Here is a 22550-nt window from a genome sequence, read left to right as displayed (position 1 = left end):
CCTGACAAGCACGCTTCCGATCTTTCATTGACAGCCTCAAGGGCTGGCTATAGTATTTTGTGAAATTTTTTACAGGAGGTTTACGCCTTGAATATTCTGATTTTCGGACCCAACGGCAGCGGCAAGGGAACCCAGGGCTCCCTGGCGAAGAAGAAGTACGATCTGGACCACATCGAGTCCGGTGCGATTTTCCGCAAGCACATCGGCGGCGGCACGGAACTGGGTATGAAGGCCAAGGCTTTCATCGATCGTGGCGAACTCGTTCCTGACGACATCACCATCCCCATGGTTCTCGACGTACTGAAGAATTCCAGCCCCAACGGCTGGCTGCTGGACGGCTTCCCCCGCTCCATCGTGCAGGCCCAGAAGTTGTGGGAAGCACTGCAGGCCGACGGCGTTAAGCTGGACTTCGTCATTGAAATCCTCCTGCCCCGCGAAGTGGCCAAGAACCGCATCATGGGTCGCCGCCTCTGCAAGAACGACAACAACCACCCCAACAACATCTTCATCGACGCCATCAAGCCCAACGGCGATGTATGCCGCGTCTGCGGCGGCGAGCTCACCGCCCGCGCCGACGACCAGGACGAAGATGCCATCGACAAGCGCCACAACATCTACTACGACGCCACCACCGGCACCTTGGCGGCATCCTACTATTACAAGAACCTGTCCAAGGAGTTCGGCTTCAAGTACATTGAACTTGACGGCGAAGGCTCCATCGACGACATCCGCGCCACCCTCATGGCTCAGCTGTAAGCCAGGCGTTCATCTCAAGACCATCAAGGCGGGGACGACCCCGCCTTTTTTATGCATCATGACACTTCAAATCGGCAGAATCGACTATCTCAACATGTGGCATATCTTCCAACTCTTGGCGGACATGTGCCCGGAAGGTCCCGATTTTCATTATCAGCCCGGCCACCCCAGCCAGCTGAACGATGCCCTGGCCACAGGCGGACTGGACATTTCCCCGTCCTCTTCGTTCGAGTATCTGCTCCATGCCGAGCGCTATGAACTGCTGCCCGGCGCCTCCATCTGCGCGCAGGCCGAAGTCCAAAGCGTCCTCTTTCTTTCCCCGGCCCCCCTGGACGAATTGCCCGCATGGCTGGCCCGCCATCCCGGCCCGGTCTGCCTGACCGGGGCCTCGGCCACGTCCACGGCCCTCTTGAAAGTTCTCTGGTCCCAAAAATGGGGGCTGCCCGAAACGCAGTGGCAGGAGGTCGAACCCGGCGCTGGCCTGGCCAGAGGGCGGCCGTTCCTTGAGATCGGCAACCTGGCCCTGCGCCATTTCGTGCATCCGCCCGCAGGCTACCACATTTACGATCTGGCCACCGAGTGGTCGACCTGGACCGGGCTGCCCTTTGTCTTCGCGGTCTGGATCGTGCGCCGGGGCCTGCCTGCTTCCACCCGCGCACTTCTGGCCCTCCTGCAGAAACATATCGGGGACATAACCGCCGAACTGGACAGCCATTTCGAAACCCTGTCCCGCCTGCCCGACCGACCCGACTGGCTGACCAGCCCGGACCTGCTGCGTTACTGGCGGGCCATGGGCTACGGCTTGGGCCCCCGGGAACAGGCCGGGCTCGCCCTCTTCGGCGAACACTGCACCCGCCAGGGCCTCTTGCCCGGCATGCCGGGACTGCGCTGGTTCACGGGCTGAAACAAGAGAGATTCCCGGCTTCGCGGCGATGACTCTGCGGTGGACGGAACGTTCGTGAATGAGCAGGAGTCCCTGTCCGAATTCTGCTCGAAATCTCCCTGACTATTTCTTATCAGCCGCCTCAGGGCCAAGGTCCAGCAGGGACTTTGCGGTCAGCAGGCATCCACCCCTTTTCACTCTCCCCTTTCCCGACCTCAAGTTTTCATGTATTTCTACCGATAGATTTGATCAGGCGTCATGTTCTGAAATAAAGGGAGGAGTTATGGACATAGATGGGATCTCCGGGGGCAATTCCCGGGGCTACGCAAAGCAGGCCTTCGGAGCCGCCGTGGTCGGGAAGACCCTCGACTACATGAACGGCGGCAGCGCCTCGAATGCCCAGCCCTTTGACAAGGAAACATTCGGGGCGGCCGTGGTCACCAAGACGCTCGACACCATGAACGCAAACACTCACCGTCATCAGAACAGGAATCAGGACTCATACTCATTTCAAAAGGATGTGCTCATGCCCACCTATACGGGCCGGGGCACCATCCTTGATGATCTGGGATGAGGCATGGAACATGACGCTCATTGCGGGGAATCCCCGCAATCCGGCCCCGGATGCCTGCATCCGGGGCCTTTTGCATTCTTTTGCGCCCGATATTCAAGTTTTTCGCCAATCGTCCGATACCTCATACAGGGCATGGACGCCCCTTTTGACGCAATACCCGTGGCCAAGGAAGGCCGAGGAGGCGAAGATGAGTTTACGCGTGGATAAACCCGAAGCTCAGGGAAGATGGCGGGAAGGCCAGCTGTCCTGGGACACGGGACACCAGAAGAAGAGACAACAGAGGAACCCGGCCCAGGACAACGATACGTTCGGCGAAGGTGCGGAAAACGAATCGCTCTACAACTCCAAGGGAGACCTCATCCCGCTTTCCTCTTCCCTGAAAGTCGGCATCTGATCAGCAGGCGCAGTCCGCTGCGCCCTCAAGCCGGAGCAAGGCCAGCAGTTCATTATGAATGGAGCCGTTGGTGGCCACGATCATGTGGCCGCCAAGACCGTAGTCGCCGTCCAGTCCGCTGACCGTCCCTCCTGCTTCTTCCACCAAGAGCCATCCGGCCGCCGTGTCCCAGGGTTTGAGCCCGGTCTCGTAGTAACCCTCGAACCGTCCGCAGGCCGTATAGGCCAGATCCACGGCCGCCGAACCCAGACGCCTGATGCCCTGGGAGGCCAGCAGCACCCGCCGCAGCCGCAGGCAGATCTGATCCACCTCGGTATAGAAGGAATACGGAAACCCAGTGGCGATGAGGGAATTCTGCATATTCCCTTCCGTGCTGACGCCGATGCGCGTTCCGTTCAAAAACGCACCCTGGCCGCGCACGGCCCAAAAAAGTTCTTCAAGCATAGGCACATAGACCGCGCCAAGGGCAACCTGCCCATCCTTCCACAGGGCCACGGACACGGCCACGATGGGCAGACCGTGGGCGTAGTTGGTGGTGCCGTCCACCGGATCCACGATCCAGGTCAACGCGCCGGGATCAAGGGACTCATGCGATTCCTCGGCCAGGACAGTGGACCCGGGAAGCAATGCCGGCAAGCCCGCGAGCAGCAGCTTCTCCACGGCCAGGTCGGTCTGGGTGACCAGGTCGATGCGCCCCTTGAAGGTGATCTCCTTGGCGTCGTTCCACTGCGTACGCACCACGCCGCCTGCCTGCCGGACACAGGCCAAAAAACCGTTCACCAACTGTTTATCCATGATTTCCCTCCTTTTACTGAATTCTGCTTGCGCTTCGTCTTCAGTCCGGTAAATATGCAACTTGAAAAAGCAACTTGTGTTTCTTGCCTGCGCCCCGCCTTTTTGTTCCCGCTCCGGGGGTGCGACAGACCTGGAAAAAACACAAGCCCGAAGCCTCAGCCTCAAGATCATTGAAGAACCGCTGAGACCTCCGGGAGCCGCAGCAACCGTCGCAGCCAACAGTCAGCCCAAGGATGGGACTTATGCTTATCGGAATCGATGTCGGAGGAACCCACACGGACGGCGTCTGCATCCGGGACGGCCGGGTGGAAGCCATGGCCAAGGTCCCCACGGATCACGACAACCTGCTCGCGACCATCACCGAGGCGTTGTGCGCCATCCTGAAAGATTGCAAAGGCGCGGAAATCCGCACCATCAACCTGAGCACTACCCTGTCCACCAACTCCATCGTCACCGGCCACACCGAGAAAGTGGGCATGTTCGTCATTCCCGGACCGGGAATAGACGCGAACGCTTACGCGCTGGGCAGTCAGTACCATATCCTGTCCGGTTGCGTTGACCATCGCGGAGCCATCTCCGCCAAGGCCCGGGTGGATCAGATCAAACCCATGGCCGCGCGCTGCCGCGAAGAAGGCATCCGCGTCTACGGGGTGGTGGGCAAGTTCTGCACCCGCAACCCGGAACAGGAAACGGTTATTGCCGAGGCCCTCGCCCCTCAAGGCGATTTCGTGACCCAGGGACACCGCGTGTCCGAATCGCTGAATTTCGGGCGGCGCATCAGCACCGTCTATTACAATTCCGCCGTATGGCGCACCTTCAACGCCTTTGCCGACGCCCTGGAGCAAAGCCTCAAAGACTTGAACATTCAGGCCGACATCAACATCGTCAAGGCCGACGGCGGGACCATGCCGCTCAAGCTGGCCCGGGAAATTCCGGTGCAATCCATCTTTTCCGGCCCGGCAGCCTCGGTCATGGGTATCCTCAGCACCTCTCCGGTGACCGAGGACGCGCTGATCCTCGACATCGGCGGCACGACCACGGACATGGCCGTACTGCTCGACGGCGTGCCCCTGCTTGAGCGCGACGGCATCTCCATCGGCGAACACCCGACCCTGGTGCGGGCACTCAAGGTCGAATCCATCGGCATCGGCGGAGACTCGTTCATCAGCTCCCGCGATGGCCAATTGCGGGTCGGACCCGATCGCCACGGCCCGTGCATGGCTGCCGGCGGCCCCGCCCCGGCGCTCATGGACGCCATGAACGTCCTCGGCCACGCCTCCTTCGGCGACCGCGAACGTTCGGCCAAGGGCATCAAGGAAGTGGCCATGATCCAGGGCCTCTCCGCCCGCGAGTGCGCCGAACAGGCTGTCAGCCTGGCCATGGACATCCTGAAGAAAAGGGTTTCCGCTTTCCTGACGGCCATCAATGCCCGTCCGGTCTACACCATCCAGGAAATTCTGGAGGACCGGGTGGTGCGCCCCGCAAGCATCCTGGTCATCGGCGGGCCGGCCGTGGCCATGGCCCCGCTCCTGGAAGAAACTTTCGGCCTGCCCGTGGTGGCCCCCAGGCACGCCGAGGTGGCCAACGCCATCGGCGCGTGCCTGACCCGGCCGACCCAGTCCCTGGTCCTGACCGTGGACACCTCGCGCGGCAGCTTCACGGTGCCGGGCCTTGGCATTCACAAGACCGTCAAGCGCACCTACACCCTGGAAGAGGCCGTGCACGACGCCACCACCTTGCTGCGGGCCGAACTGGACCGCCAGGGCATTCCGGCCGAGGACGGCGACATCCAGGTCATCCAGGCCGACGCCTTCAACATGGTCGAAGGACACTACACCATCGGCCGCAACATCCGCGTCCGTTGCCAGATGCGCCCCGGCGTCATCACCACCCTGGCATCCTGAACGGAGGGACCATGCTCACCGCACAATCAAGCCTCGGCATCATATTCTTCCCGGCCTTCGACTGGGCCATCTCCCCCACCCACCCCGAGCGGGAGGAGCGTCTGCTCTACACCCAGGACCAGTTCCGGGAAGAGGGCATCTTCGACATCGAGGGCATCCGCGAATACCGCCCCCTGGTGGCCGAGGAAAAAGACATCATGCGCGCCCACTTCTGTTTCCCCAGCGTGCAGTCGGTCTGCACCGACTCCCATTTCATCTCCGCCGGGGGCGTGATCCGCGCCGCCCAGTTGGTCATGCAAAAGGAAAGGCAACGCGCCTTCGCGGTGGTCCGCCCTCCCGGACACCACGCCATGCGTACGGTCCACGGCAGCAGGGGTTTCTGCAACATCAACATCGAAGCGGTCATGATCGAGTGGATCCGCGAGCACTACGGCAACCTGCGCGTGGCCGTCATCGACACGGACTGCCACCACGGCGACGGCACCCAGGACATCTACTGGCATGACCCGGACGTGCTTTTCATCTCGCTGCACCAGGACGGCCGCACCATCTACCCCGGCACGGGCTTCCCTTCGGAATCCGGAGGCCCCAAGGCCCTGGGCCGGACCATCAACGTGCCCATGCCCCCGCGCACCTCGGACGAAGGGTATCTCATGACCGTGGAACGCATCGTCATGCCCATCCTCGATCACTTCAAGCCGGACCTGATCATCAACTCCGCCGGACAGGACAACCACTTCTCCGACCCCATCACCAACATGAACTTCACGGCCCAGGGGTATGCGAAGCTGACTCAGATGCTCAAACCGGACATCGCCGTGCTCGAAGGCGGGTACGCCATCAAGGGAGCGCTGCCCTACGTCAATCTGGGCATCAGCCTGGCCCTGGCCGGGGTGGATTTCTCCGCCGTGCAGGAACCTGACCTGGACCGCGAAAAAATCCGCGAACAGAAATCCACCATCGACTATCTCGCGGCCCTGTGCGACCAGCTGCCCGAGGTCTACTTCAACCCCCGGCCCTCGGAGGCCGTGCGTGAAAGCGGATATTTCGTGCGCCGCCGCTCCATCTACTACGACACCGATGACATCACCGAGACCCAGGTCGAGCGCCTGAAGGACTGTCCGCACTGTCCGGGCCTCCTCGTCGTCGAGAGCGAAACCGCCAAGACGCCAAAATCTCTAGGCTTGCACGTCCCGGTCCAGGGCTGCGACATGTGCAGTCAGGAAGCCGAAGAACGTTTCACCAAATCCCGCCAGGCCGGATTCGCCTACGCCCAACTCTCAGACCGCGTGACCAAGCGCTACGAATACGCCAAGTAATCGGTACCGGGCCGAGGCTCCGCCTCTGCCCGGTCACCCCGCTCCCGCTTCACACCAAAACAGTCCTGTCTTTACAACGCAACGACGGAGCCTCAAACGTACGGCAGCGTTGCGGGGTGTTTCGGGCAAGGGCCGCCGACTGTCTGACCGATCCAGGCCTCGTTTGTTCAGTCGTCGCGTCCCGCCCGAAGCACGGACCGCTGTTCAGAGGGGCGACGGCTGAACTCTACGAGGCCGGAGAGGGAGTTTCGGCGGCCCTTGTCCGAAACACCCCGCAACGCCACGCCTGACCTGCCTGGCCTGCCTGATCTGTCTTCGCAACAAACTATCTCGGCTTTGTCCGCCTCCCCCGCCACCTTTACAACCCCGCCCAATCCGCATATCGTCCGACCTCACAAGCTGGGGGAGCCCGATGGGCTGAGAGGGGACACGTTCCCGACCCTTACGACCTGACGCAGATCATGCTGCCGTAGGGAAGCTGGTTCCGGAAAACACCCATTCATCGAACCGCGCCCTCCCCGGCGCGGTTTTCTTTTTGCGCCCCCCCTCCCGCTTGCACCACAACGCGGAGGCAACCATGCACATCACCGTCAACGGACGCACGCAGGATATCGAGCCCGGCCGGACCCTGCACGAGCTGCTCCTTTCCATGAACCTCGATCCATCCGTGGTCGTAGCCGAACTGAACCAGAACATCGTACCCGGCGATACATTCGAGTCCACCAGCCTGAGCGCCGGCGACCGGCTCGAACTGCTGAGCTTTGTCGGCGGAGGCTGACCCTGTCCCGGCCTTGGCGAGCTGCACATCCTTCACACCGCAAACAGCGAGAACCAACATGAATCATACCGATATTTTCGAAATCGGCGGCAAGCGCCTTGGCAGCCGCCTCTTCACCGGCACGGGCAAGTACGGAAACGACGCGCTCATCGCGCCGGTGTGCGAAGCCTCCTGCTCCGAGGTCATCACCGTGGCCCTGCGCCGGGTGGACCTGGATGGCAAGGCCGACAACGTCATGCGCCACATCCCGCCCCACATGACCCTGTTGCCCAACACCTCCGGGGCGCGCAACGCCGACGAGGCCGTGCGCATTGCCCGTCTGGCCAGGGCCATGGGCTGCGGGAACTGGGTCAAGATCGAAGTCATCTCCGACAACCGCTACCTCCTGCCCGACGGCTATGAGACTGCCAAGGCTACGGAAATCCTGGCCAATGAGGGATTCGTGGTCCTGCCGTACATGAACCCCGACCTCTATGTGGCCCGCTCCCTCGCAGACGCCGGAGCGGCGGCGATCATGCCTCTGGGCGCGCCCATCGGCACCAACCGGGGCCTTCGAACCGAAGAGATGATCCGCATCCTCATCGAGGAGATGGAGCTGCCCATCATTGTCGACGCAGGGATCGGCACTCCCAGCCAGGCGTGCCAGGCCATGGAGATGGGGGCGGCGGCCTGCCTGGTCAACACGGCCATCGCCACGGCTGCGGACCCCGTGCTCATGGGACGGGCTTTCGGGCGGGCAGTGGCCGCGGGCCGCGAAGCCTGGCTGGCCGGGCCCGGAGCCGTCGCCACCCTGGCGCAGGCTTCCTCGCCCCTGACCGGATTTCTGGACCAGACGGAAGGCGCATCATGAGCTTCCTGCCCGAGGCCCTGCGCCTGAGCCAAACGCCCCTGCAGCCGCATTTCGAGGCCGTGCGCGGGAATGACGTGCGCCGCGTTGTCGGCCAGGAGCGCGTCGACGCGTCCGGATTCCTGGCCCTGCTCTCCCCGGCGGCGGCCCCGCATCTGGAGGCCATGGGCAGACGCGCCCATGCGCTGACCCTGCGCAATTTCGGCCGCACCATCAGCCTCTTCACTCCCCTTTACGTCTCCAACCACTGCGCCAACCACTGCCGCTACTGCGGGTTCGCGGCCCCGAACACGATCCCGCGCACCCAGCTCAGCCTCGATGAAGTCCGGGCGGAAGGACAGGCCATCGCCGCCACGGGCCTGAAGCATCTGCTCCTTTTGACCGGCGAGGCCCCGCGCAAGGCGGGCGTTGAGTATCTGGAAGCGTGCGTGCGGGTCCTGCGCCCCTTGTTTCCGTCCATTTCCTTGGAAGTCTATCCCATGGAAACGGCTGATTACGCGAGGCTGGTGCAGGCGGGCGTGGACGGCCTGACCGTGTTTCAGGAAACCTACGACCCGGTCCTTTATGCCCAGCTGCACCCGGCCGGACCCAAGCGGGACTATGCCTTCCGCCTGAACACCCCGCAACGCGGAGCCGAGGCGGGCATGCGCGTGGTCAACATCGGCGCGCTGCTGGGCCTGACCGACTGGCGGCAGGAAATTTACGCCACCGGCCTGCACGCGGCCTGGCTGCAAAAGCGCTACCCCGGCGTGGATGTGGCCGTGTCCCTGCCGCGCATGCGCCCCCATGCCGGAGCGTTTCAACCGGCGTGCATTGTTTCCGACCGGGAACTGGTGCAGGCCATGACCGCCCTGCGCATCTTCCTGCCGCGCCTGTCCATCACCATCTCCACCCGTGAAGCGCCGGATTTTCGCGACAACATCCTGCCGCTGGGCGTGACGCGCATGTCGGCGGGAGTCAGCACCGCCGTGGGCGGGCACGCCAAACCCGCCGAAACCGGGCAGTTCGAGATCTCCGATGCGCGCAGCGTGGACGAGATGAAGGAGTCGTTGCGCGCTCGCGGATACCAGGCCGTCTTCAAAGACTGGGAGCCGCTGGAGGGGAGCGCGTGAACACCTTCGAGCACGGCCTTGGGCGCTATCTGGACGAGGACTTCCTGACGTTCCTGCGCTCCGTAACGATTGGAATCATCGGAGCTGGGGGGCTCGGTTCCAACTGCGCCGTGCATCTGGTCCGCTGCGGATTCGCGAATCTGATTCTGGCCGACGCGGACTCGGTGGAACCCTCGAATCTGAACCGCCAGCATTTCGTCCTGGCGCAGGTCGGACGCCCCAAGGCCCTGGCCCTGCGGGACAACCTGCTGGCCATAAATCCGGCGGCCAGGATCACGGCCCATCATCTTCACGTGAACGCCGAGAACATGCCCGCCCTTTTCGGATCCTGCGACGCCGTGGTCGAGGCCGTGGACGACCCGCGCGCCAAGAAGCTCATCGTCGAGACCATGACGGGCTTAGTCCGGCTGGTGGTCGGCGCATCGGGGATCGGCGGGTTCGGCCGCGCCGGGAGCATGACGGTCAGGACCGTGCGGCCGGGCCTCGTCATTGTCGGCGACCACAGGACGCCGTGCGACATCCCGAATCCGCCCATGTCCCCCGGCGTGGGCATGGCGGCGGCCATGCAGGCCGACCTGATTCTAAAGCATTTTCACACTCTTTATAAGGATCGGACATGAACGGACGCGAGCTTGTGACCAGCTTGATGCGGATCGGCGGCCTGTACGGCCTGACAGCTGAGAAATTCTCCCTTGGACGCCGCAACGCGGACGTGGTCCAGGCCATGCTGGACGGCGGAATACGCATCATCCAATACCGCGAGAAGACGAAAAAGATGGGACTCAAATACGAGGAATGCCTGCACTTGCGCGCCATGACCCGCGAGGCGGGCGCGGCCTTCATCGTCAATGACGACATAGATCTGGCGCTGCTGGTCGGAGCCGACGGGGTGCATGTGGGGCAGGAGGATCTGCCGCTTGAGGCCGTGCGGAGCCTGGTGGGCGAAAACATGGCCATCGGCCTCTCGACCCATTCCCCGGAACAGGGCCTTGCGGCCGAAGCCCGGGGGGCGGATTACATCGGCGTAGGACCGATATTCGCGACCCAGACCAAGGAAGACGTGTGCGCGCCCGTGGGCTTTGCATACCTGGATTTCGTTGCGGGCAATCTGAACCTGCCCTTTGTCGCCATCGGCGGAATCAAGGAGCACAACCTCGCCGAGGTGGCCGCCCACGGCGCCCGCTGCATGGCGCTGGTCACCGAAATCACGGCCGCCGCCGATATCCGGGGCAAGATAGCCGCACTGACACGCATTCTTCACGGTTGAATCCGCACCCGCGAAAACAGGCTGTCGGCCACGGGCCTCAAACTTCACGACAGGGGTATACGCTCCTCGTATGACGGACTTCGTCCTTGATATCGGCTCCGTGTTGAGCGTAAGAAATATCCGCACCGTCGCACCCCGAATGTCGTCACGCAAGGAGCACTGCATGGACACAGGATCGCCTTCCTCTCACCGCTGGCGTTTTTTCCGCCTCGGCGGTTTTGACCAGGTCCGGCTCGACACCGCCGAAGACCTTTTACATCTGCGCGAACTGGATCAGAAGCTGTGGGCGGCCTTAAGTTGTCCGGTCGACGGGCTTGAATTCGATCCGCGCACCCTGGCCATGCTCGACACCAATGACGACGGGCGGGTCAGGGTCCCCGAGATCCTGGATGCCGTGGACTGGGTCTGTACGATGCTGCGCGACCTTCGTCCGGTTATGGCCGGAAGCTCCTCCTTGCCGCTCGCAGCCATCGACGATTCCATCCCTGAAGGTCGGCGGCTTTTGGCCTCAGCCAGGCAGATCCAGAATTTTCTGGGGCAGGAAGGAGCGGAGGCCATCACCATCGAGCACGTGGCCGGCACAGAGGCCCTGCTGCACGAATCCCCCTTCAACGGCGACGGGGTGATCACGCCCATTTCGGCTCGCGATCAGGCCACGCAAATTCTCATCGAAGAAATCATGACCTGCGTAGGCAGCGTGCAGGATCGCGGCGGCGCGCCAGGCATCTCGGCAGAGCAGGTCGAGGCGTTCTATCAGGCCGCCGCCCTCTACGTGGAGTGGCTGCGCCAGGCGCAGGAAAATGCGCAGACGATCCTGCCCTTCGGGGAAAACACCACGGCGGCGCGGGAGATCGTCAACAGCTTGCGGGTCAAGCTCGGTGATTATTTCATCCGCTGCGATCTGGCCGCCTTCGATCCCAAGGCCGAGGACGCCCTGAACCCCGCGCTGCTCGCCTACGAGGCCATATCGCCCCATGAACTGCGTCTGGACACGGATCTGGAGCACTTCCCGCTGGCGCGAATCGAGGCGGGTCGCCCGCTGCCCCTTGAGACAGGCGTCAATCCCGCCTGGGCGCAGGCCCTGGCGACATTCAAGACCCTGGTGGTTATCCCGCTTTTCGGCGATGTGGATACCCTGGAGCAGTCTCAGTGGGAGAGGATCAAATCGACTCTTGAGGCGCACGAGGCCTGGCTGGCCGCCAAGGCCGGGGCAGAGGTGGAAAGCCTGGATAGCCGGCGTCTTCAGGACCTTCTTGATGGCGACAGCCGCAAGGAACTGGAAAAAATCATCGCCGAGGATTTGAGCCTGGCCGAACAGGTGGAGAGTTTTGAAGGGGTGACGCGCCTTGTGCACTTCACCCGAGATCTTGTTGTTTTGCTCAACAACTTCGTAGCGTTCCGCGATTTCTACGCCCGAGACCGCAAGGCCATCTTCCAGGCGGGCACCCTGTATCTGGACGGCCGGGCCTGCGAACTCTGCGTGCGCGTGGCCAATCCCGACACGCATGCCACCCTGGCCGTCCTGAGCCAGACCTATCTCACCTATTGCCGCTGCACGCGGCGAGGCAGCACGGAACAGATGCACATCGCGGCGGCCTTCACCGGCGGCGACTCCGACAACCTCATGGTCGGCCGCAACGGCATTTTCTATGACCGCACCGGCGAAGACTGGGATGCGACCATCATCAAGATCATCGAACACCCCATCAGCGTGCGCCAGGCGTTCCTTTCCCCCTACAAGCGCTTCGGCCGCATGATCGGGGAGCAGATCGCGAAATTCGCCGCGGCCAAGGACAGCGCAGTGGATGCGGCCGCCGGATCGAAACTGTCCGGCATCGGGACAGGCGCCGATCCTGCCAAGCCCCCGACGCCTTTCGACGTGGGCAAATTCGCCGGCATTTTCGCAGCTATCGGCCTGGCCCTGGGTGCCATCGGCACGGCCATGGCCTCGGTCATGAGCGGATTTCTGAACATGGCCATATGGCAGATGCCGCTGGTCATCGGCGGAATCATCCTCATGATTTCGGGTCCGTCCATGATCATCGCCTATTTGAAACTCCGCCAGCGCAATCTGGCCCCCATACTCGATGCCGGCGGATGGGCCGTGAACACCAAGGCGCGCATCAACATCCCCTTCGGAGCCACCCTGACCACGCTGGCCGAATTGCCCGTGGGCGCCAAGCGGTCAACGGTCGACCCCTTTGCGGAAAAAAAGACGCCGTGGAAGAAATGGGCCGTGGTGCTGGCCCTTTTCATGGCTCTCGGGATGGCCTGGGACAAGGGCTACATCCAGCGGATATTTGTTAACGCATTCCCGCTTTTCTCAAGCCAGCAAAGCAATGCCACGCTGGAAGCCCCGGCGCAAACGCAGCTCCCGGCAAACCAGACGACCGCGCCGGATAAATAGCCGATACCGCGCCGGGCAGAGCAGCCCGGCGCTCAGGAAAGTTCATGTTCAAACGCGTACACACACTAGACGGCCTGCTCCAGGTGTTCATGGTCCGGGCCATCGTTTTCATGGAGGAACAGGGCATCGCGCATGCCGATGAAATGGACGGGAACGATCTTGCGGCCGTGCACGTTATCGGGGAAATAGACGGCGAGCCCGTGGCCTGCGGCCGCATCCGCTACCAGGGCGACCGGGCCTTCCTTCAACGTCTGGCCGTGCGCCGCGCCTGGCGAGGCCGGGGAGTGGGCGCAAAGCTCCTGCAATTCATGCTGGACCAGTGCCGCAAAGACGGCTTTTCCAGATTCGAGCTTCATGCCCAGACCAGGGCCACGGGTTTCTACCGCAGGCACGGCTTCACCGCCTGCGGAGAGGAGTTTGAAGAAGCGGGCATCCCCCACGTGCACATGTGGCTGCGAGACCCGGCACCGCAATGACCCTGGCCTTGAAGCGCATCTCGCCCCTGGCTTTGCAAGCTCTCGTTTTCGCCCTGGTTTCGGCCAGCTTCACCACCATCTATCTGGTGCAGCCCGTGTTGCCGGTGCTGCAGGCCGAGTTCGGCATTTCCATCGCCAAGGCGGCCCAAACCGTGTCCATGGTCATCCTCGGCGTGGCGTTCTCGACCCTGGTCTTCGGACGCCTGGCCGACATGTACCCGGTCAAACCCTTCATCGTCCTGGGCGGAACCGTGGTCGCCGGAGCGGGTATTGCCTGCGCCGTGGTCGACAACATCGATGTCATCATCGCCTTGCGCCTGCTGCAAGGGCTCTTCATTCCGGCCCTGACCACCTGCCTGGCCACCTATCTGGCCAGAAATCTGCCGGTGGAGCGCCTGAACGTGGTCATGGGCTCCTATGTTTCCGCCACCGTGGTCGGAGGTCTGGGCGGCCGCCTGCTGGGCGGATGGCTGCACCCGCCCCTGCACTGGCGCTACGCCTTCGTCACCGCCTCGGTCATGGTCCTGGCCACGGCGCTGGCGGCGGTTCTGCTCTTACCCCGGGAAGAACGGCCGGGCGAGGTGACCCGGACCGGGCCGGGCTATCTTGAGCTCATGCGCCGGGCCGACATGCTGCGCACCTTTGCCGTCGGCTTTGGGGCGCTCTTCGTTTTCGGGGCCACCTTCAATTATCTGCCCTTCTACCTGAGCGCCCCGCCATTTTCGGCCGGCACCAACCTCATCACCCTCTTGTACCTGACCTACATCGTCGGCGTGATCATCGCGCCCCTGTCCGGCACGTTCAGCAACCGCTTCGGCAACGGCCTGACCATGATCCTGGGCTCGCTCATCCTTGCGGCGGGGCTTCTGCTCAGCCATGTGCCCAGCCTGGTCACGATCTGCCTGAGCCTTGGGATGGCCTGCGCCGGATTTTTCGCCATCCATGCCGCAGCGGTGGGAAGCATGAACCGCAAGCTCTCCTGCAGCCGAGGCAGGGCCAATTCGCTCTATATATTATGGTATTATCTTGGCGGGTCGGCGGGAATCACGGTCATGGGACATGGGTTCAAGCATTTCGGATGGATGGGCGTGACCGGCTCGGGCCTGATCATGCTCTCGCTGCTGCTGGGCGTGGGTGTTTACGAGCTCCGCACGGGACACTGATCAACTGAGCGACAAGGAACAAAGATACTTTTTGAACTTCCGCCCTTCCTCATGCCCGGGATTGATGCGCAGGCACTTCTCCAGGGCATTTTCCGCCTCCCCGACCCGGCCGCCATGAACAAAGGCCCTGGCCAAGTTGAAATACAGGTTTTCGTCCGTGGCGCAGACCTCTATGGCCCGGGAATAATAACGGCAGGCCTGATCCAGCATGTCCTGCTTGCGCAGCTCTATTCCGAACTGGTTGAAGAGGTGTTTGTATTCGGCCGAGGCAAACCCGTCCAGGGCGATGAGCTGCTCGAAAACCGCCTGGGCCTTGTCGTGCTGATTGTATTGCAGATAGGTAAGCCCGAGACCGAACAAGGCCCGGACGTTTTTTTCATCCAGACCCAGGGCGTTGTTGTACTCCATGGCGGCCGAATAGGGCTCCCCGTTATTGCGGTGCCGGTCGCCCCTGGCCACGGCCTTGGCGATTTTCTGGATGACGGGTTTGACCTGCTTCAGAAACATGTCCACTTCCGGCTGATACTGGGTGATCAGCTCAAGCATGGTCACTTCCAGAGCCGGACCCGAAGGCGCCCAATTGGAATTGAGCGACTGCAGGGCCAGGAGCTCGTCATCAATCTGCTTGGCGTAGTAATAGAGGGTGCTGTCTTCCTTCTTGACCGTGTTGCCCGTGCCCACCTTGACCGTGGACCGCTTCGAGCAGACGCACTCAAGCCCCAGGTCCGTGGCCATGCAGTATTTTGAAACATCCGCGATGCTGTAGTCTTCAGCCACTGTGCTCTCTTCTTTCAACATGTAGTGTATACCTAGAACCAGCGGACCATCTGTTCCAGAGGCCTGCGCGTCTTTCGCTTCGGAGGCTTGGCCCGATACCCGAACGCGAGCATGTAGGCCACCCCGAACTCGTTCAAATCCACGCCGAAATCCTCAGCCAGCACCTCGTCCACCTTGTCCTGAGCAAAACCTTCGATGGGACAGGAGTCGATTCCTATCAATGCCGCAGCCGTCATCATATTGGCCTGGGCGATGTAACACTGCTTGCCGGCCCAATCGAACATGGCCCGGTCGTTGTCCAGCAGACGAAAATCCGACTGCTGAAACGTGGCGTAATATTCCGTGCGCGCGGTGATGCGATCCTCGGGCAATTCCTGGATCTGACGCATGAAATCCGCGATGCCGAGGCTGTCGAACTTGAGCAGGGGCGTTTTCATGGCCAGGCAAACCAGGAAGTGACTCGCCGTAGGAATCTGCCCCTTGCCACCCCAGGTGTGGGGCAGGAGTTTCATGCGAAAGTTCATGTCCTGGACAACCAGAAACTGCCACGGCTCAAACCCGAAGGAGCTCGGAGACAGACGCGCGGTTTCCAGGATAAACAGAAAATCCTCTTCGGAAATCTTGATATCCGGGTCAAATTCCTTGCATGCATGGCGAAACATGAAGGCATCAAGAATGATCTGCTTGTCCATACGGCAACTCCTTCCGACGGGATTGACGGACGCGCGCGGGGTCCATCGTGGCACGACAATCATATCCCTACGCAGGCTTTTGCCTAAGTTCAAGAATGGGAAAAGCCTTTCCCGGCAATTCCAAGACCATCCCTTCGCCCCCGTGCCCGGACAGAATCTCTCAACCTGCCGAAATAACGAAAATAAAAAAATGTAATCCGCACGTCTTTCGTGAGAGAACTCCTTGCTCGCGGGTAACACGCATATCGAAATAATAACATCAACGGATTCAAATCAGCCACGGTGATGCGTGGCGCCTTCTATATCTAAAACTGTGATACTACATCATTTTTTTTAGACTACGTATTGACCTCCCATACAGAGCCATGTAACGGGAAAGAAAAGGAAATATTCACCGGACATCCTTGCTGATTGTGGACACCACGGGTCAACAACACGAATTCGACGAACATCCTTGCTGATTGTGGACATGACAGGTCAACAACAATTGTTACCTGTCTTTTATTCATACACTGATGGAGGTGTGTTATGAAGGTTTCTGTAGGTTTAGGCAAACCCGGGGCCGTAGAGCGGTTGGAAAAAAGTGGGGTCTCCCGCCGAGATTTCATGAAGTTCTGCACCACAATCGCTGCGGTCATGGGTATGGAGGCGTCATTTGCCAACAAAATCGCCCTGGCGCTGACTTCTCCCACGCGTCCTTCCGTGGTCTGGCTGCATAACGCGGAATGCACAGGCTGCTCCGAATCCATTCTCCGCGCTGTTCGTCCCTTTATCGACGACCTGATTCTGGACACTATCAGCCTTGATTACCATGAAACCCTCATGGCTGCCTCTGGTCACAAAGCTGAAGAAGCATTGCATCAGGCCGTAAACAACCCGAACGGCTTCCTGTGTGTCGTTGAAGGCGGCATTCCGACCAAGGACAACGGAATCTACGGTATGGTAGGTGGCCGCACCATGCTTGAAATCAACTCCGAAATCGTGCCCAAAGCCCTCGCCACCATCGCCTACGGAACCTGCGCCACTTACGGCGGCGTTCAGGCCGCAAGCCCCAATCCGACCGAAGCCAAGGGCGTCAACGACGCACTCAAGCATCTGGGCGTCAACGCCGTCAACGTCCCCGGCTGTCCGCCCAATCCCTACAACCTGGTTGGAACCATCGTTCATCTCCTGACCCACAACCTGGCCATCCCGGAAATGGACTCCATCAACCGGCCGATCATGTTCTTCGGCGAAACCGTGCACGAACAGTGCGAGCGCCTGCCCCACTACGAAGCCGGCGAGTTCGCGCCCTCCTTTGATTCGGAAGAGGCCCGCAAGGGCTGGTGTCTGTACCAGCTCGGCTGCAAAGGCCCCATGACCTACAACAACTGCCCCAAGGTCAAGTTCAACCAGACGAACTGGCCGGTTCAGGCTGGCCACCCATGTATCGGCTGCAGTGAACCCGATTTCTGGGACGCCGCTTCCCCCTTCTACGAAGAAGCATAAGAAGGCTGTTGCTCAAGGCTCAACATTTACTGAAATCAGAGGAGAGTACATATGTCCGGTTGCAAACCCAACCAAGCCCCGGGTGTTATCGCCACCCCAATGGATACAACCTTCAAGGGACCCATCATCGTGGATCCCGTTACCCGCATCGAAGGGCACCTCAAAATCGAAGTCGAAGTGGACCAGGGCAAGGTCACCAACGTCTGGTCCAGCTCCCAGCTTTTCCGTGGACTGGAATTGATCCTCAAAGGCCGCGATCCCCGCGATGCGCAGCATTTCACCCAGCGCTCCTGCGGCGTCTGCACCTACACCCATGCCCTGGCTTCCACCCGTTGCGTGGACAATGCCGTTGGCGTGGACAAGAATCTGCCCGACAACGCGCGTCTTATCCGCAACCTGGTGCTGGCAGCCCAGTTTCTGCATGACCACATCGTGCATTTCTATCACCTGCACGCCCTGGACTGGGTGGATGTCACCGGCGCGCTGACCGCCGACCCCAAAAAGGCCGCGTCCATCGCCAACTCCATCTCGACCCGCGTGACCAAGGCCGAAGATTTGAAAGCCGTACAGGACAAGGTCAAGGGTCTGGTCGATTCCGGCCAGCTCGGCATCTTCACCAACGCCTACTTCCTGGGCGGACACAAAGCCTATTATCTGCCGGCGGAAGTCAACCTCATCGCCACCGCGCACTACCTTGAGGCCCTGCACCTGCAGGTCAAGGCCGCCCGCGCCATGGCCGTTTTCGGCGCCAAGAACCCGCACACCCAGTTCACCGTGGTCGGCGGCGTGACCTGTTACGAAAGCCTCACCGATGAACGCATCGCCGAATTCGTCGGCCTGTTCCAGGAAACCAAGCAGTTCATCGACGAATGCTACATCCCGGACCTGCTGGCCGTGGCGTCCTACTACAAGGACTGGGCAGGCATCGGCGGCACCACCAACTTCCTGAGCTTCGGCGAATTCCCCGCCGTCGACAGCGACATGAACAGCCGCTGGATTCCCCAGGGCGTGATCATGAACCGCAACATCGCCGGAGTCGGCAATTTCGATCCCAAGCTGATCGAGGAACATGTCCGCCACAGCTGGTATCAGGGCGACAAGGCCCACCACCCATACACGGGCGTGACCGAGCCGCAGTACACCAGCTACGAGGACCGCGACCGCTATTCCTGGATGAAGGCCCCCCGCTACAATGGCGAATCCATGGAAACCGGCCCCCTGGCCACGGTTCTGATCGCCTACGGCAAGGGACATCCGGAAGTGAAGAAGCTGGTCGATTATGTGCTCGGTCATCTTGGCGTCGGCGCCCCGGCTCTCTTCTCCACCCTTGGACGCACGGCCGCTCGCGGCATCGAGACCAAGGTCATCGCCGACAAGCTCATGGACTGGGTCAACGAACTGGCCGAGAACGTGAAGAGCGGCAACACCAAGATCTACCAGGACTGGACCATGCCCGACGAAGCCGAAGGCGTGGGCTATGTCAATGCTCCCCGTGGTGCGCTCAGTCACTGGATCAAGATCAAGGGCGGCAAGATCGAAAACTTCCAACTCGTCGTACCCTCGACCTGGAACTTCGGACCGCGCTGCTCCAACAACAAAATGTCCGCAGTGGAAGAAGCGCTCATCGGGACGCCTATCGCCGATGCCGAACGCCCGGTGGAAATTCTGCGCACCGTGCACTCCTTTGACCCGTGTATCGCCTGCGGCGTGCACGTCATCGACTCCAAGACCAATCAGGTCCGCAAGTTCAAGATCCTGTAAAAAAATGAAGGGCCCCGAAATCGGGGCCCTTTCCTGTCTTGAAGCAACCCACAAATTTGCGTAGCATTTCTTTTTAATTCTTCAAACATGGATACGTTCATGACAGAAAAACGCATTCTCGTTCTTGGCGTGGGCAATATTCTTTTCACCGATGAGGGCATCGGGGTGCGCTGCATTGAACAGATGCAGGAAAAATTCAAATTCTCAAGCAACGTCACCCTCATGGATGGCGGCACCCTGGGCACCAAACTGATGGGGCCGATCCTCGAATCGGACTACCTGATCGTCTGCGACGCGGTCCTCTGCGACGACAAGCCCGGCTCCGTCTACCGGCTCCTGGGCGAAGATCTGCGTAAAAGCCTGGCCTTTCGCGACTCCATGCATCAGACCGACCTTGTCGACACCTTGGGCATGTGCGAAATTGTCGGAAACCGTCCCGAAGCCGTGGTCATCGGCATGGAGCCCTTCGACTACGATTCCATGGCCCTGGAACTTTCGCCGGCGGCTGTCTCGTCCATGCCCGTAATGATAGAGTCCGTCATCCGCGAAATCGAATCCGTCGGCGGAACCTGCACCCCGAACTAAGGAGTCATCATGTGTCTGGCCATTCCTGCCAAAATTGAATCCATCGAAAACGGCGTCGCCCAATGCCGCGTCGGCGAAGGCGAAACCTTCGTCACAGCCTCCCTCATGCTCCTCGACGGAGAGGCGGCCCTTGGCGATTACGTCATCATCCACGCCGGGTTCGCCCTCCGCAAGCTCGATCTGCTGGAGGCGCAGCAATCCCTGGCCATTCTGCGCGAACTGGCCGACGCCTACGATGAAGTGCAGCGCAAATACGAGCAGGAGGAGCTTGACCGTGCCAAGGCCTGATTCGGACAAGGCCCTCGGCAGTCTGGTCGGCCTCGCGGTTTGCGAGGCGCTGGCAGGATCAAACCCCGCCAGTGTATCCGAAAATGCGCCGCTCATTCCAGGTCTTTGGGGCGATGGGACGTCCATGGCGCTCAGCCTAGTCGAGAGCCTGCTCGAAATCGGCGGCGTCGACCAGCGCGATCAGATGGTCCGCTACACGAGCTGGCTGCGCTACGGCTACCTGAGTTCCACCGAGACCTGCGACTTCATAGACGAAACCGTCAAACAGGCCATACTGCGCTTCGAGCGCACCTGGAATCCACTGGACGAGAGCCAGGCCCAGGGCGATGCCTGTCTGGCCCGGGTGGCGCCGGTGGTCATGTATTTCACGGATTCCCGGGAAACAATGCTTGATGCCTGCGTCAACTCCACCGCCACCACGCATTCATCCCGCCAGAGCCTGGACGCCTGCCGGCTTCTGGCGGCCATGATTTTCGAGGCCCTGCACTCCACGGACAAATCGCTGGTTTTGCGGCCACAGCTTCCAGACCTCAGCCCCGAAATCGCCGACCTGTGTTCGGATGCCCCCCGGCCAGCCGAATCTGGAGCCGCCGCCTCCCTGCAGGCGGCCATGAGCGCATTTCGCGACAGCGATTCCTTTGCCGCGGGCAGCATTCAATGCTTCCCGCATGGCCCGCGCGCCTTGGCCGCATACGGCCAACTGGCCGGCGCATGGTATGGCCGGAACCAGATCCCTCAAGTCTGGCGGCAAAGCCTGGCCCGCAGCAACATGCTGAAACAAATGGGAAATCAGCTCATCAAAATTTAAAAACCTCGAAACTTGCCAAAATCGAACCGCCTCCGTAGCATGATCATGCTTGCGGCGTTCTTTTGCGCCCCTTTTCGCGCCTGACATCCGGACCTGCGCGGCCTTTAGCCCGCCATCCCCACATACAAGACCTCAAACAACGAGCATTGGTATGAAAAACCGTATCTCTTCAGCCTTCTTTCTTGTCATCCTGCTTCTTCTGGGAGCCCTTGGAGCCATGTATTACGTCAAGGCGGAGTGGACTCCGCCGACTCTTTCCCTGACCCCGGAACAAACCACGGCCAGCACCAGAACCGTGTTCACCATCACGGCCGCGGACAAGGATTCCGCATTGCGCAGCCTGCATGTTGTCGCCACCCAGGGCACCAACAGCATCGACATCATGAATACGACCCTGCCCGCCGGAACCAGGGAGCTGCGCGAAGAATTCTCTCTTCCCAAAGCCGGGCTCAGGAACGAAGCCCTGACCTTGACGATCACGGTCAAGGACACCTCCTGGCACCGCCTGGGGCGTGGCAACCGGGCTCAGATCGTGCGCCAGCTGGATATCGACTCCAAGCCGCCCGTCATTTCCGTTCTTTCCGGGCAGCATAACGTCAATCATGGCGGAACCGGCCTGGTGGTTTACAGCACCAACGAAGAACTGGCCACGAGCGGCGTGAGGCTGGGAGATCACTTTTTCCCCGGCTACCCCTATCAGCCCGGAAAATTTCTGTGCTTCTTCGCCCTGCCCTTCAACGTCGACCCCAAGGCCGTCACCCCGATCCTGGTGGCCAGCGATCTGGCCGGCAACGAATCCACGGTGGGTTTCAATTTTCGACCTCTCATGAAGAAATTCAGACATGACGACATCAATATCTCCGACAATTTTCTGCAATCCAAAATGGGGCAGTTCGCGGACCTCTACCCCGATGCCACGTCGCCCATAGACATTTTCCTCAAAGTCAACTCCGAGCTTCGCGCCAAAAACGTTGCCTCCCTGATCCAGCTCGGCAAGGACACCGTGCCCCAGAAGCTCTGGGACGACACGTTCATCCGCCTGCCCAACAGTGCGCCCATGGCGGCTTTCGCCGACAACCGCACCTACAAGTATGACGGCAAGGCCGTGGACAACCAGACCCATCTCGGAGTGGACCTCGCCTCCCTCGCGGCCTCCCCCGTTCCGGCCGGCAACACCGGGCGCATCATCCTGGCCGAATTCATGGGCATCTATGGCAACGTGGTCGTCATCGACCACGGATTCGGACTGCAATCCCTGTATTCGCACCTGAGCGAAATCCATGTGCAGAAAGGGGATATGATCCAGCGCGGACAGGTTCTCGGCAAGACCGGCGCCACGGGCATGGCCGGCGGAGACCACCTGCACTTCGGCATGCTGGTTTCCGGCATTGAGGTGCAGCCCATCGAATGGTGGGACCCGCAGTGGATCGACCACAACATCACCTCCAAGCTGGAGTGAGGAAAGGCCCGCGCGGG

23 protein-coding genes and 1 riboswitch are annotated in these 22550 nt (G+C 61.1%); of the genes, 20 read left to right on the top strand and 3 right to left on the bottom strand.

All coding sequences use genetic code 11. The features are described from left to right. Positions 1-87: 87 nt before the first annotated feature. The 4 genes from DBAC_RS04005 to DBAC_RS03990 all read left to right on the top strand — a co-directional run bounded on the left by DBAC_RS04005 (position 88) and on the right by DBAC_RS03990 (position 2607). Entirely contained in the window at positions 88-756 is a 669-nt protein-coding gene (locus DBAC_RS04005; RefSeq protein ID WP_015773003.1) for an adenylate kinase, read from the top strand. 58 nt (positions 757-814) lie between these two features. Next, a complete protein-coding gene (locus DBAC_RS04000) occupies positions 815-1660 on the top strand; it encodes a menaquinone biosynthetic enzyme MqnA/MqnD family protein (RefSeq protein WP_015773002.1) in 846 nt (281 codons plus the stop codon). Between the two features lie 262 nt (positions 1661-1922). Further along, entirely contained in the window at positions 1923-2213 is a 291-nt protein-coding gene (locus tag DBAC_RS03995; RefSeq protein WP_015773001.1) for a hypothetical protein, read from the top strand. Between the two features lie 187 nt (positions 2214-2400). Then, positions 2401-2607 (top strand): hypothetical protein, encoded by a 207-nt coding sequence (locus DBAC_RS03990; RefSeq protein ID WP_015773000.1) that lies wholly within the window; start codon positions 2401-2403, stop codon positions 2605-2607. Here DBAC_RS03990 and DBAC_RS03985 read toward each other — a convergent pair whose 3' ends face one another. Further along, entirely contained in the window at positions 2608-3402 is a 795-nt protein-coding gene (locus DBAC_RS03985; RefSeq protein WP_015772999.1) for an inositol monophosphatase family protein, read from the bottom strand. It lies immediately after the preceding gene. Positions 3403-3644: 242 nt separating this feature from the next. Here DBAC_RS03985 and DBAC_RS03980 point away from each other — a divergent pair, with 242 nt between their 5' ends. The 10 genes from DBAC_RS03980 to DBAC_RS03935 all read left to right on the top strand — a co-directional run bounded on the left by DBAC_RS03980 (position 3645) and on the right by DBAC_RS03935 (position 14675). Continuing rightward, positions 3645-5306 (top strand): hydantoinase/oxoprolinase family protein, encoded by a 1662-nt coding sequence (locus tag DBAC_RS03980; RefSeq protein ID WP_015772998.1) that lies wholly within the window; start codon positions 3645-3647, stop codon positions 5304-5306. An 11-nt stretch (positions 5307-5317) separates the two neighbouring features. Continuing rightward, positions 5318-6625, top strand: a complete 1308-nt coding sequence (locus DBAC_RS03975; protein WP_015772997.1) for a histone deacetylase family protein — start codon at positions 5318-5320, stop codon at positions 6623-6625. 391 nt (positions 6626-7016) lie between these two features. Next, positions 7017-7118: riboswitch (TPP riboswitch) on the top strand. Between the two features lie 84 nt (positions 7119-7202). Continuing rightward, positions 7203-7403, top strand: coding sequence for a sulfur carrier protein ThiS (gene thiS, locus DBAC_RS03970; RefSeq protein WP_015772996.1), 201 nt, complete (start codon positions 7203-7205; stop codon positions 7401-7403). A gap of 58 nt (positions 7404-7461) precedes the next feature. Further along, positions 7462-8253, top strand: coding sequence for a thiazole synthase (locus DBAC_RS03965; protein WP_015772995.1), 792 nt, complete (start codon positions 7462-7464; stop codon positions 8251-8253). Beyond that, entirely contained in the window at positions 8250-9362 is a 1113-nt protein-coding gene (gene thiH / locus DBAC_RS03960) for a 2-iminoacetate synthase ThiH (protein WP_015772994.1), read from the top strand. Before DBAC_RS03965 ends, thiH begins: the two co-directional genes overlap by 4 nt. Continuing rightward, complete coding sequence (gene thiF / locus DBAC_RS03955) at positions 9359-9982, top strand: sulfur carrier protein ThiS adenylyltransferase ThiF (RefSeq protein ID WP_015772993.1); 624 nt, start codon at positions 9359-9361, stop codon at positions 9980-9982. The genes thiH and thiF overlap by 4 nt, the downstream gene beginning before the upstream one ends. Further along, complete coding sequence (gene thiE, locus DBAC_RS03950) at positions 9979-10629, top strand: thiamine phosphate synthase (RefSeq protein ID WP_015772992.1); 651 nt, start codon at positions 9979-9981, stop codon at positions 10627-10629. The genes thiF and thiE overlap by 4 nt, the downstream gene beginning before the upstream one ends. Positions 10630-10792: 163 nt before the next feature. Then, positions 10793-13036, top strand: a complete 2244-nt coding sequence (locus DBAC_RS03945) for a hypothetical protein (RefSeq protein WP_015772991.1) — start codon at positions 10793-10795, stop codon at positions 13034-13036. Positions 13037-13080: 44 nt separating this feature from the next. Further along, on the top strand, positions 13081-13512 hold the full coding sequence (locus tag DBAC_RS03940; protein WP_015772990.1) for a GNAT family N-acetyltransferase: 432 nt from the start codon (positions 13081-13083) through the stop codon (positions 13510-13512). Beyond that, the gene (locus DBAC_RS03935) at positions 13485-14675 is read left to right on the top strand and encodes an MFS transporter (RefSeq protein WP_218915588.1); all 1191 of its coding nucleotides are present in this window, start codon (positions 13485-13487) and stop codon (positions 14673-14675) included. Before DBAC_RS03940 ends, DBAC_RS03935 begins: the two co-directional genes overlap by 28 nt. Here DBAC_RS03935 and DBAC_RS03930 read toward each other — a convergent pair whose 3' ends face one another. Further along, complete coding sequence (locus DBAC_RS03930) at positions 14676-15452, bottom strand: tetratricopeptide repeat protein (RefSeq protein WP_167320910.1); 777 nt, start codon at positions 15450-15452, stop codon at positions 14676-14678. A gap of 32 nt (positions 15453-15484) precedes the next feature. Continuing rightward, positions 15485-16144 (bottom strand): NAD(P)H-dependent oxidoreductase, encoded by a 660-nt coding sequence (locus DBAC_RS03925; protein ID WP_015772987.1) that lies wholly within the window; start codon positions 16142-16144, stop codon positions 15485-15487. A gap of 528 nt (positions 16145-16672) precedes the next feature. On the opposite strand from DBAC_RS03925, the gene DBAC_RS03920 reads away from it, so the two are divergent. The 6 genes from DBAC_RS03920 to DBAC_RS03895 all read left to right on the top strand — a co-directional run bounded on the left by DBAC_RS03920 (position 16673) and on the right by DBAC_RS03895 (position 22533). Next, complete coding sequence (locus DBAC_RS03920; protein ID WP_015772986.1) at positions 16673-17632, top strand: hydrogenase small subunit; 960 nt, start codon at positions 16673-16675, stop codon at positions 17630-17632. A gap of 51 nt (positions 17633-17683) precedes the next feature. After that, on the top strand, positions 17684-19393 hold the full coding sequence (locus DBAC_RS03915) for a nickel-dependent hydrogenase large subunit (protein WP_015772985.1): 1710 nt from the start codon (positions 17684-17686) through the stop codon (positions 19391-19393). Between the two features lie 99 nt (positions 19394-19492). After that, complete coding sequence (locus DBAC_RS03910; protein ID WP_015772984.1) at positions 19493-19978, top strand: HyaD/HybD family hydrogenase maturation endopeptidase; 486 nt, start codon at positions 19493-19495, stop codon at positions 19976-19978. Positions 19979-19987: 9 nt separating this feature from the next. Further along, a complete protein-coding gene (locus DBAC_RS03905; protein ID WP_015772983.1) occupies positions 19988-20266 on the top strand; it encodes a HypC/HybG/HupF family hydrogenase formation chaperone in 279 nt (92 codons plus the stop codon). Beyond that, positions 20253-21074, top strand: a complete 822-nt coding sequence (locus DBAC_RS03900) for an ADP-ribosylglycohydrolase family protein (RefSeq protein WP_015772982.1) — start codon at positions 20253-20255, stop codon at positions 21072-21074. Before DBAC_RS03905 ends, DBAC_RS03900 begins: the two co-directional genes overlap by 14 nt. Before the next feature lie 151 nt (positions 21075-21225). Next, a complete protein-coding gene (locus DBAC_RS03895; protein WP_015772981.1) occupies positions 21226-22533 on the top strand; it encodes a M23 family metallopeptidase in 1308 nt (435 codons plus the stop codon). Positions 22534-22550: the final 17 nt, after the last annotated feature.

Source organism: Desulfomicrobium baculatum DSM 4028 (assembly GCF_000023225.1).
In the GTDB taxonomy this organism is placed as follows: domain Bacteria; phylum Desulfobacterota; class Desulfovibrionia; order Desulfovibrionales; family Desulfomicrobiaceae; genus Desulfomicrobium; species Desulfomicrobium baculatum.
This window is presented reverse-complemented; position numbering and strand designations above follow the sequence as displayed.

Excerpts from the sequence above, each read along its gene's own strand:
- thiH (WP_015772994.1), top strand. The coding sequence starts at position 8,250 with ATGAGCTTCCTGCCCGAGGCCCTGCGCCTGAGCCAAACGCCCCTGCAG.
- DBAC_RS03915 (WP_015772985.1), top strand. The coding sequence starts at position 17,684 with ATGTCCGGTTGCAAACCCAACCAAGCCCCGGGTGTTATCGCCACCCCA.
- DBAC_RS03995 (WP_015773001.1), top strand. The coding sequence starts at position 1,923 with ATGGACATAGATGGGATCTCCGGGGGCAATTCCCGGGGCTACGCAAAG.
- DBAC_RS03980 (WP_015772998.1), top strand. The coding sequence starts at position 3,645 with ATGCTTATCGGAATCGATGTCGGAGGAACCCACACGGACGGCGTCTGC.
- DBAC_RS03895 (WP_015772981.1), top strand. The coding sequence starts at position 21,226 with ATGAAAAACCGTATCTCTTCAGCCTTCTTTCTTGTCATCCTGCTTCTT.
- DBAC_RS03940 (WP_015772990.1), top strand. The coding sequence starts at position 13,081 with ATGTTCAAACGCGTACACACACTAGACGGCCTGCTCCAGGTGTTCATG.
- DBAC_RS03945 (WP_015772991.1), top strand. The coding sequence starts at position 10,793 with ATGGACACAGGATCGCCTTCCTCTCACCGCTGGCGTTTTTTCCGCCTC.
- DBAC_RS03910 (WP_015772984.1), top strand. The coding sequence starts at position 19,493 with ATGACAGAAAAACGCATTCTCGTTCTTGGCGTGGGCAATATTCTTTTC.
- DBAC_RS03925 (WP_015772987.1), bottom strand. The coding sequence starts at position 16,144 with ATGGACAAGCAGATCATTCTTGATGCCTTCATGTTTCGCCATGCATGC.
- DBAC_RS03920 (WP_015772986.1), top strand. The coding sequence starts at position 16,673 with ATGAAGGTTTCTGTAGGTTTAGGCAAACCCGGGGCCGTAGAGCGGTTG.
- thiE (WP_015772992.1), top strand. The coding sequence starts at position 9,979 with ATGAACGGACGCGAGCTTGTGACCAGCTTGATGCGGATCGGCGGCCTG.
- DBAC_RS03975 (WP_015772997.1), top strand. The coding sequence starts at position 5,318 with ATGCTCACCGCACAATCAAGCCTCGGCATCATATTCTTCCCGGCCTTC.
- DBAC_RS03905 (WP_015772983.1), top strand. The coding sequence starts at position 19,988 with ATGTGTCTGGCCATTCCTGCCAAAATTGAATCCATCGAAAACGGCGTC.
- DBAC_RS04000 (WP_015773002.1), top strand. The coding sequence starts at position 815 with ATGACACTTCAAATCGGCAGAATCGACTATCTCAACATGTGGCATATC.
- DBAC_RS03965 (WP_015772995.1), top strand. The coding sequence starts at position 7,462 with ATGAATCATACCGATATTTTCGAAATCGGCGGCAAGCGCCTTGGCAGC.
- thiS (WP_015772996.1), top strand. The coding sequence starts at position 7,203 with ATGCACATCACCGTCAACGGACGCACGCAGGATATCGAGCCCGGCCGG.
- DBAC_RS03990 (WP_015773000.1), top strand. The coding sequence starts at position 2,401 with ATGAGTTTACGCGTGGATAAACCCGAAGCTCAGGGAAGATGGCGGGAA.
- DBAC_RS03985 (WP_015772999.1), bottom strand. The coding sequence starts at position 3,402 with ATGGATAAACAGTTGGTGAACGGTTTTTTGGCCTGTGTCCGGCAGGCA.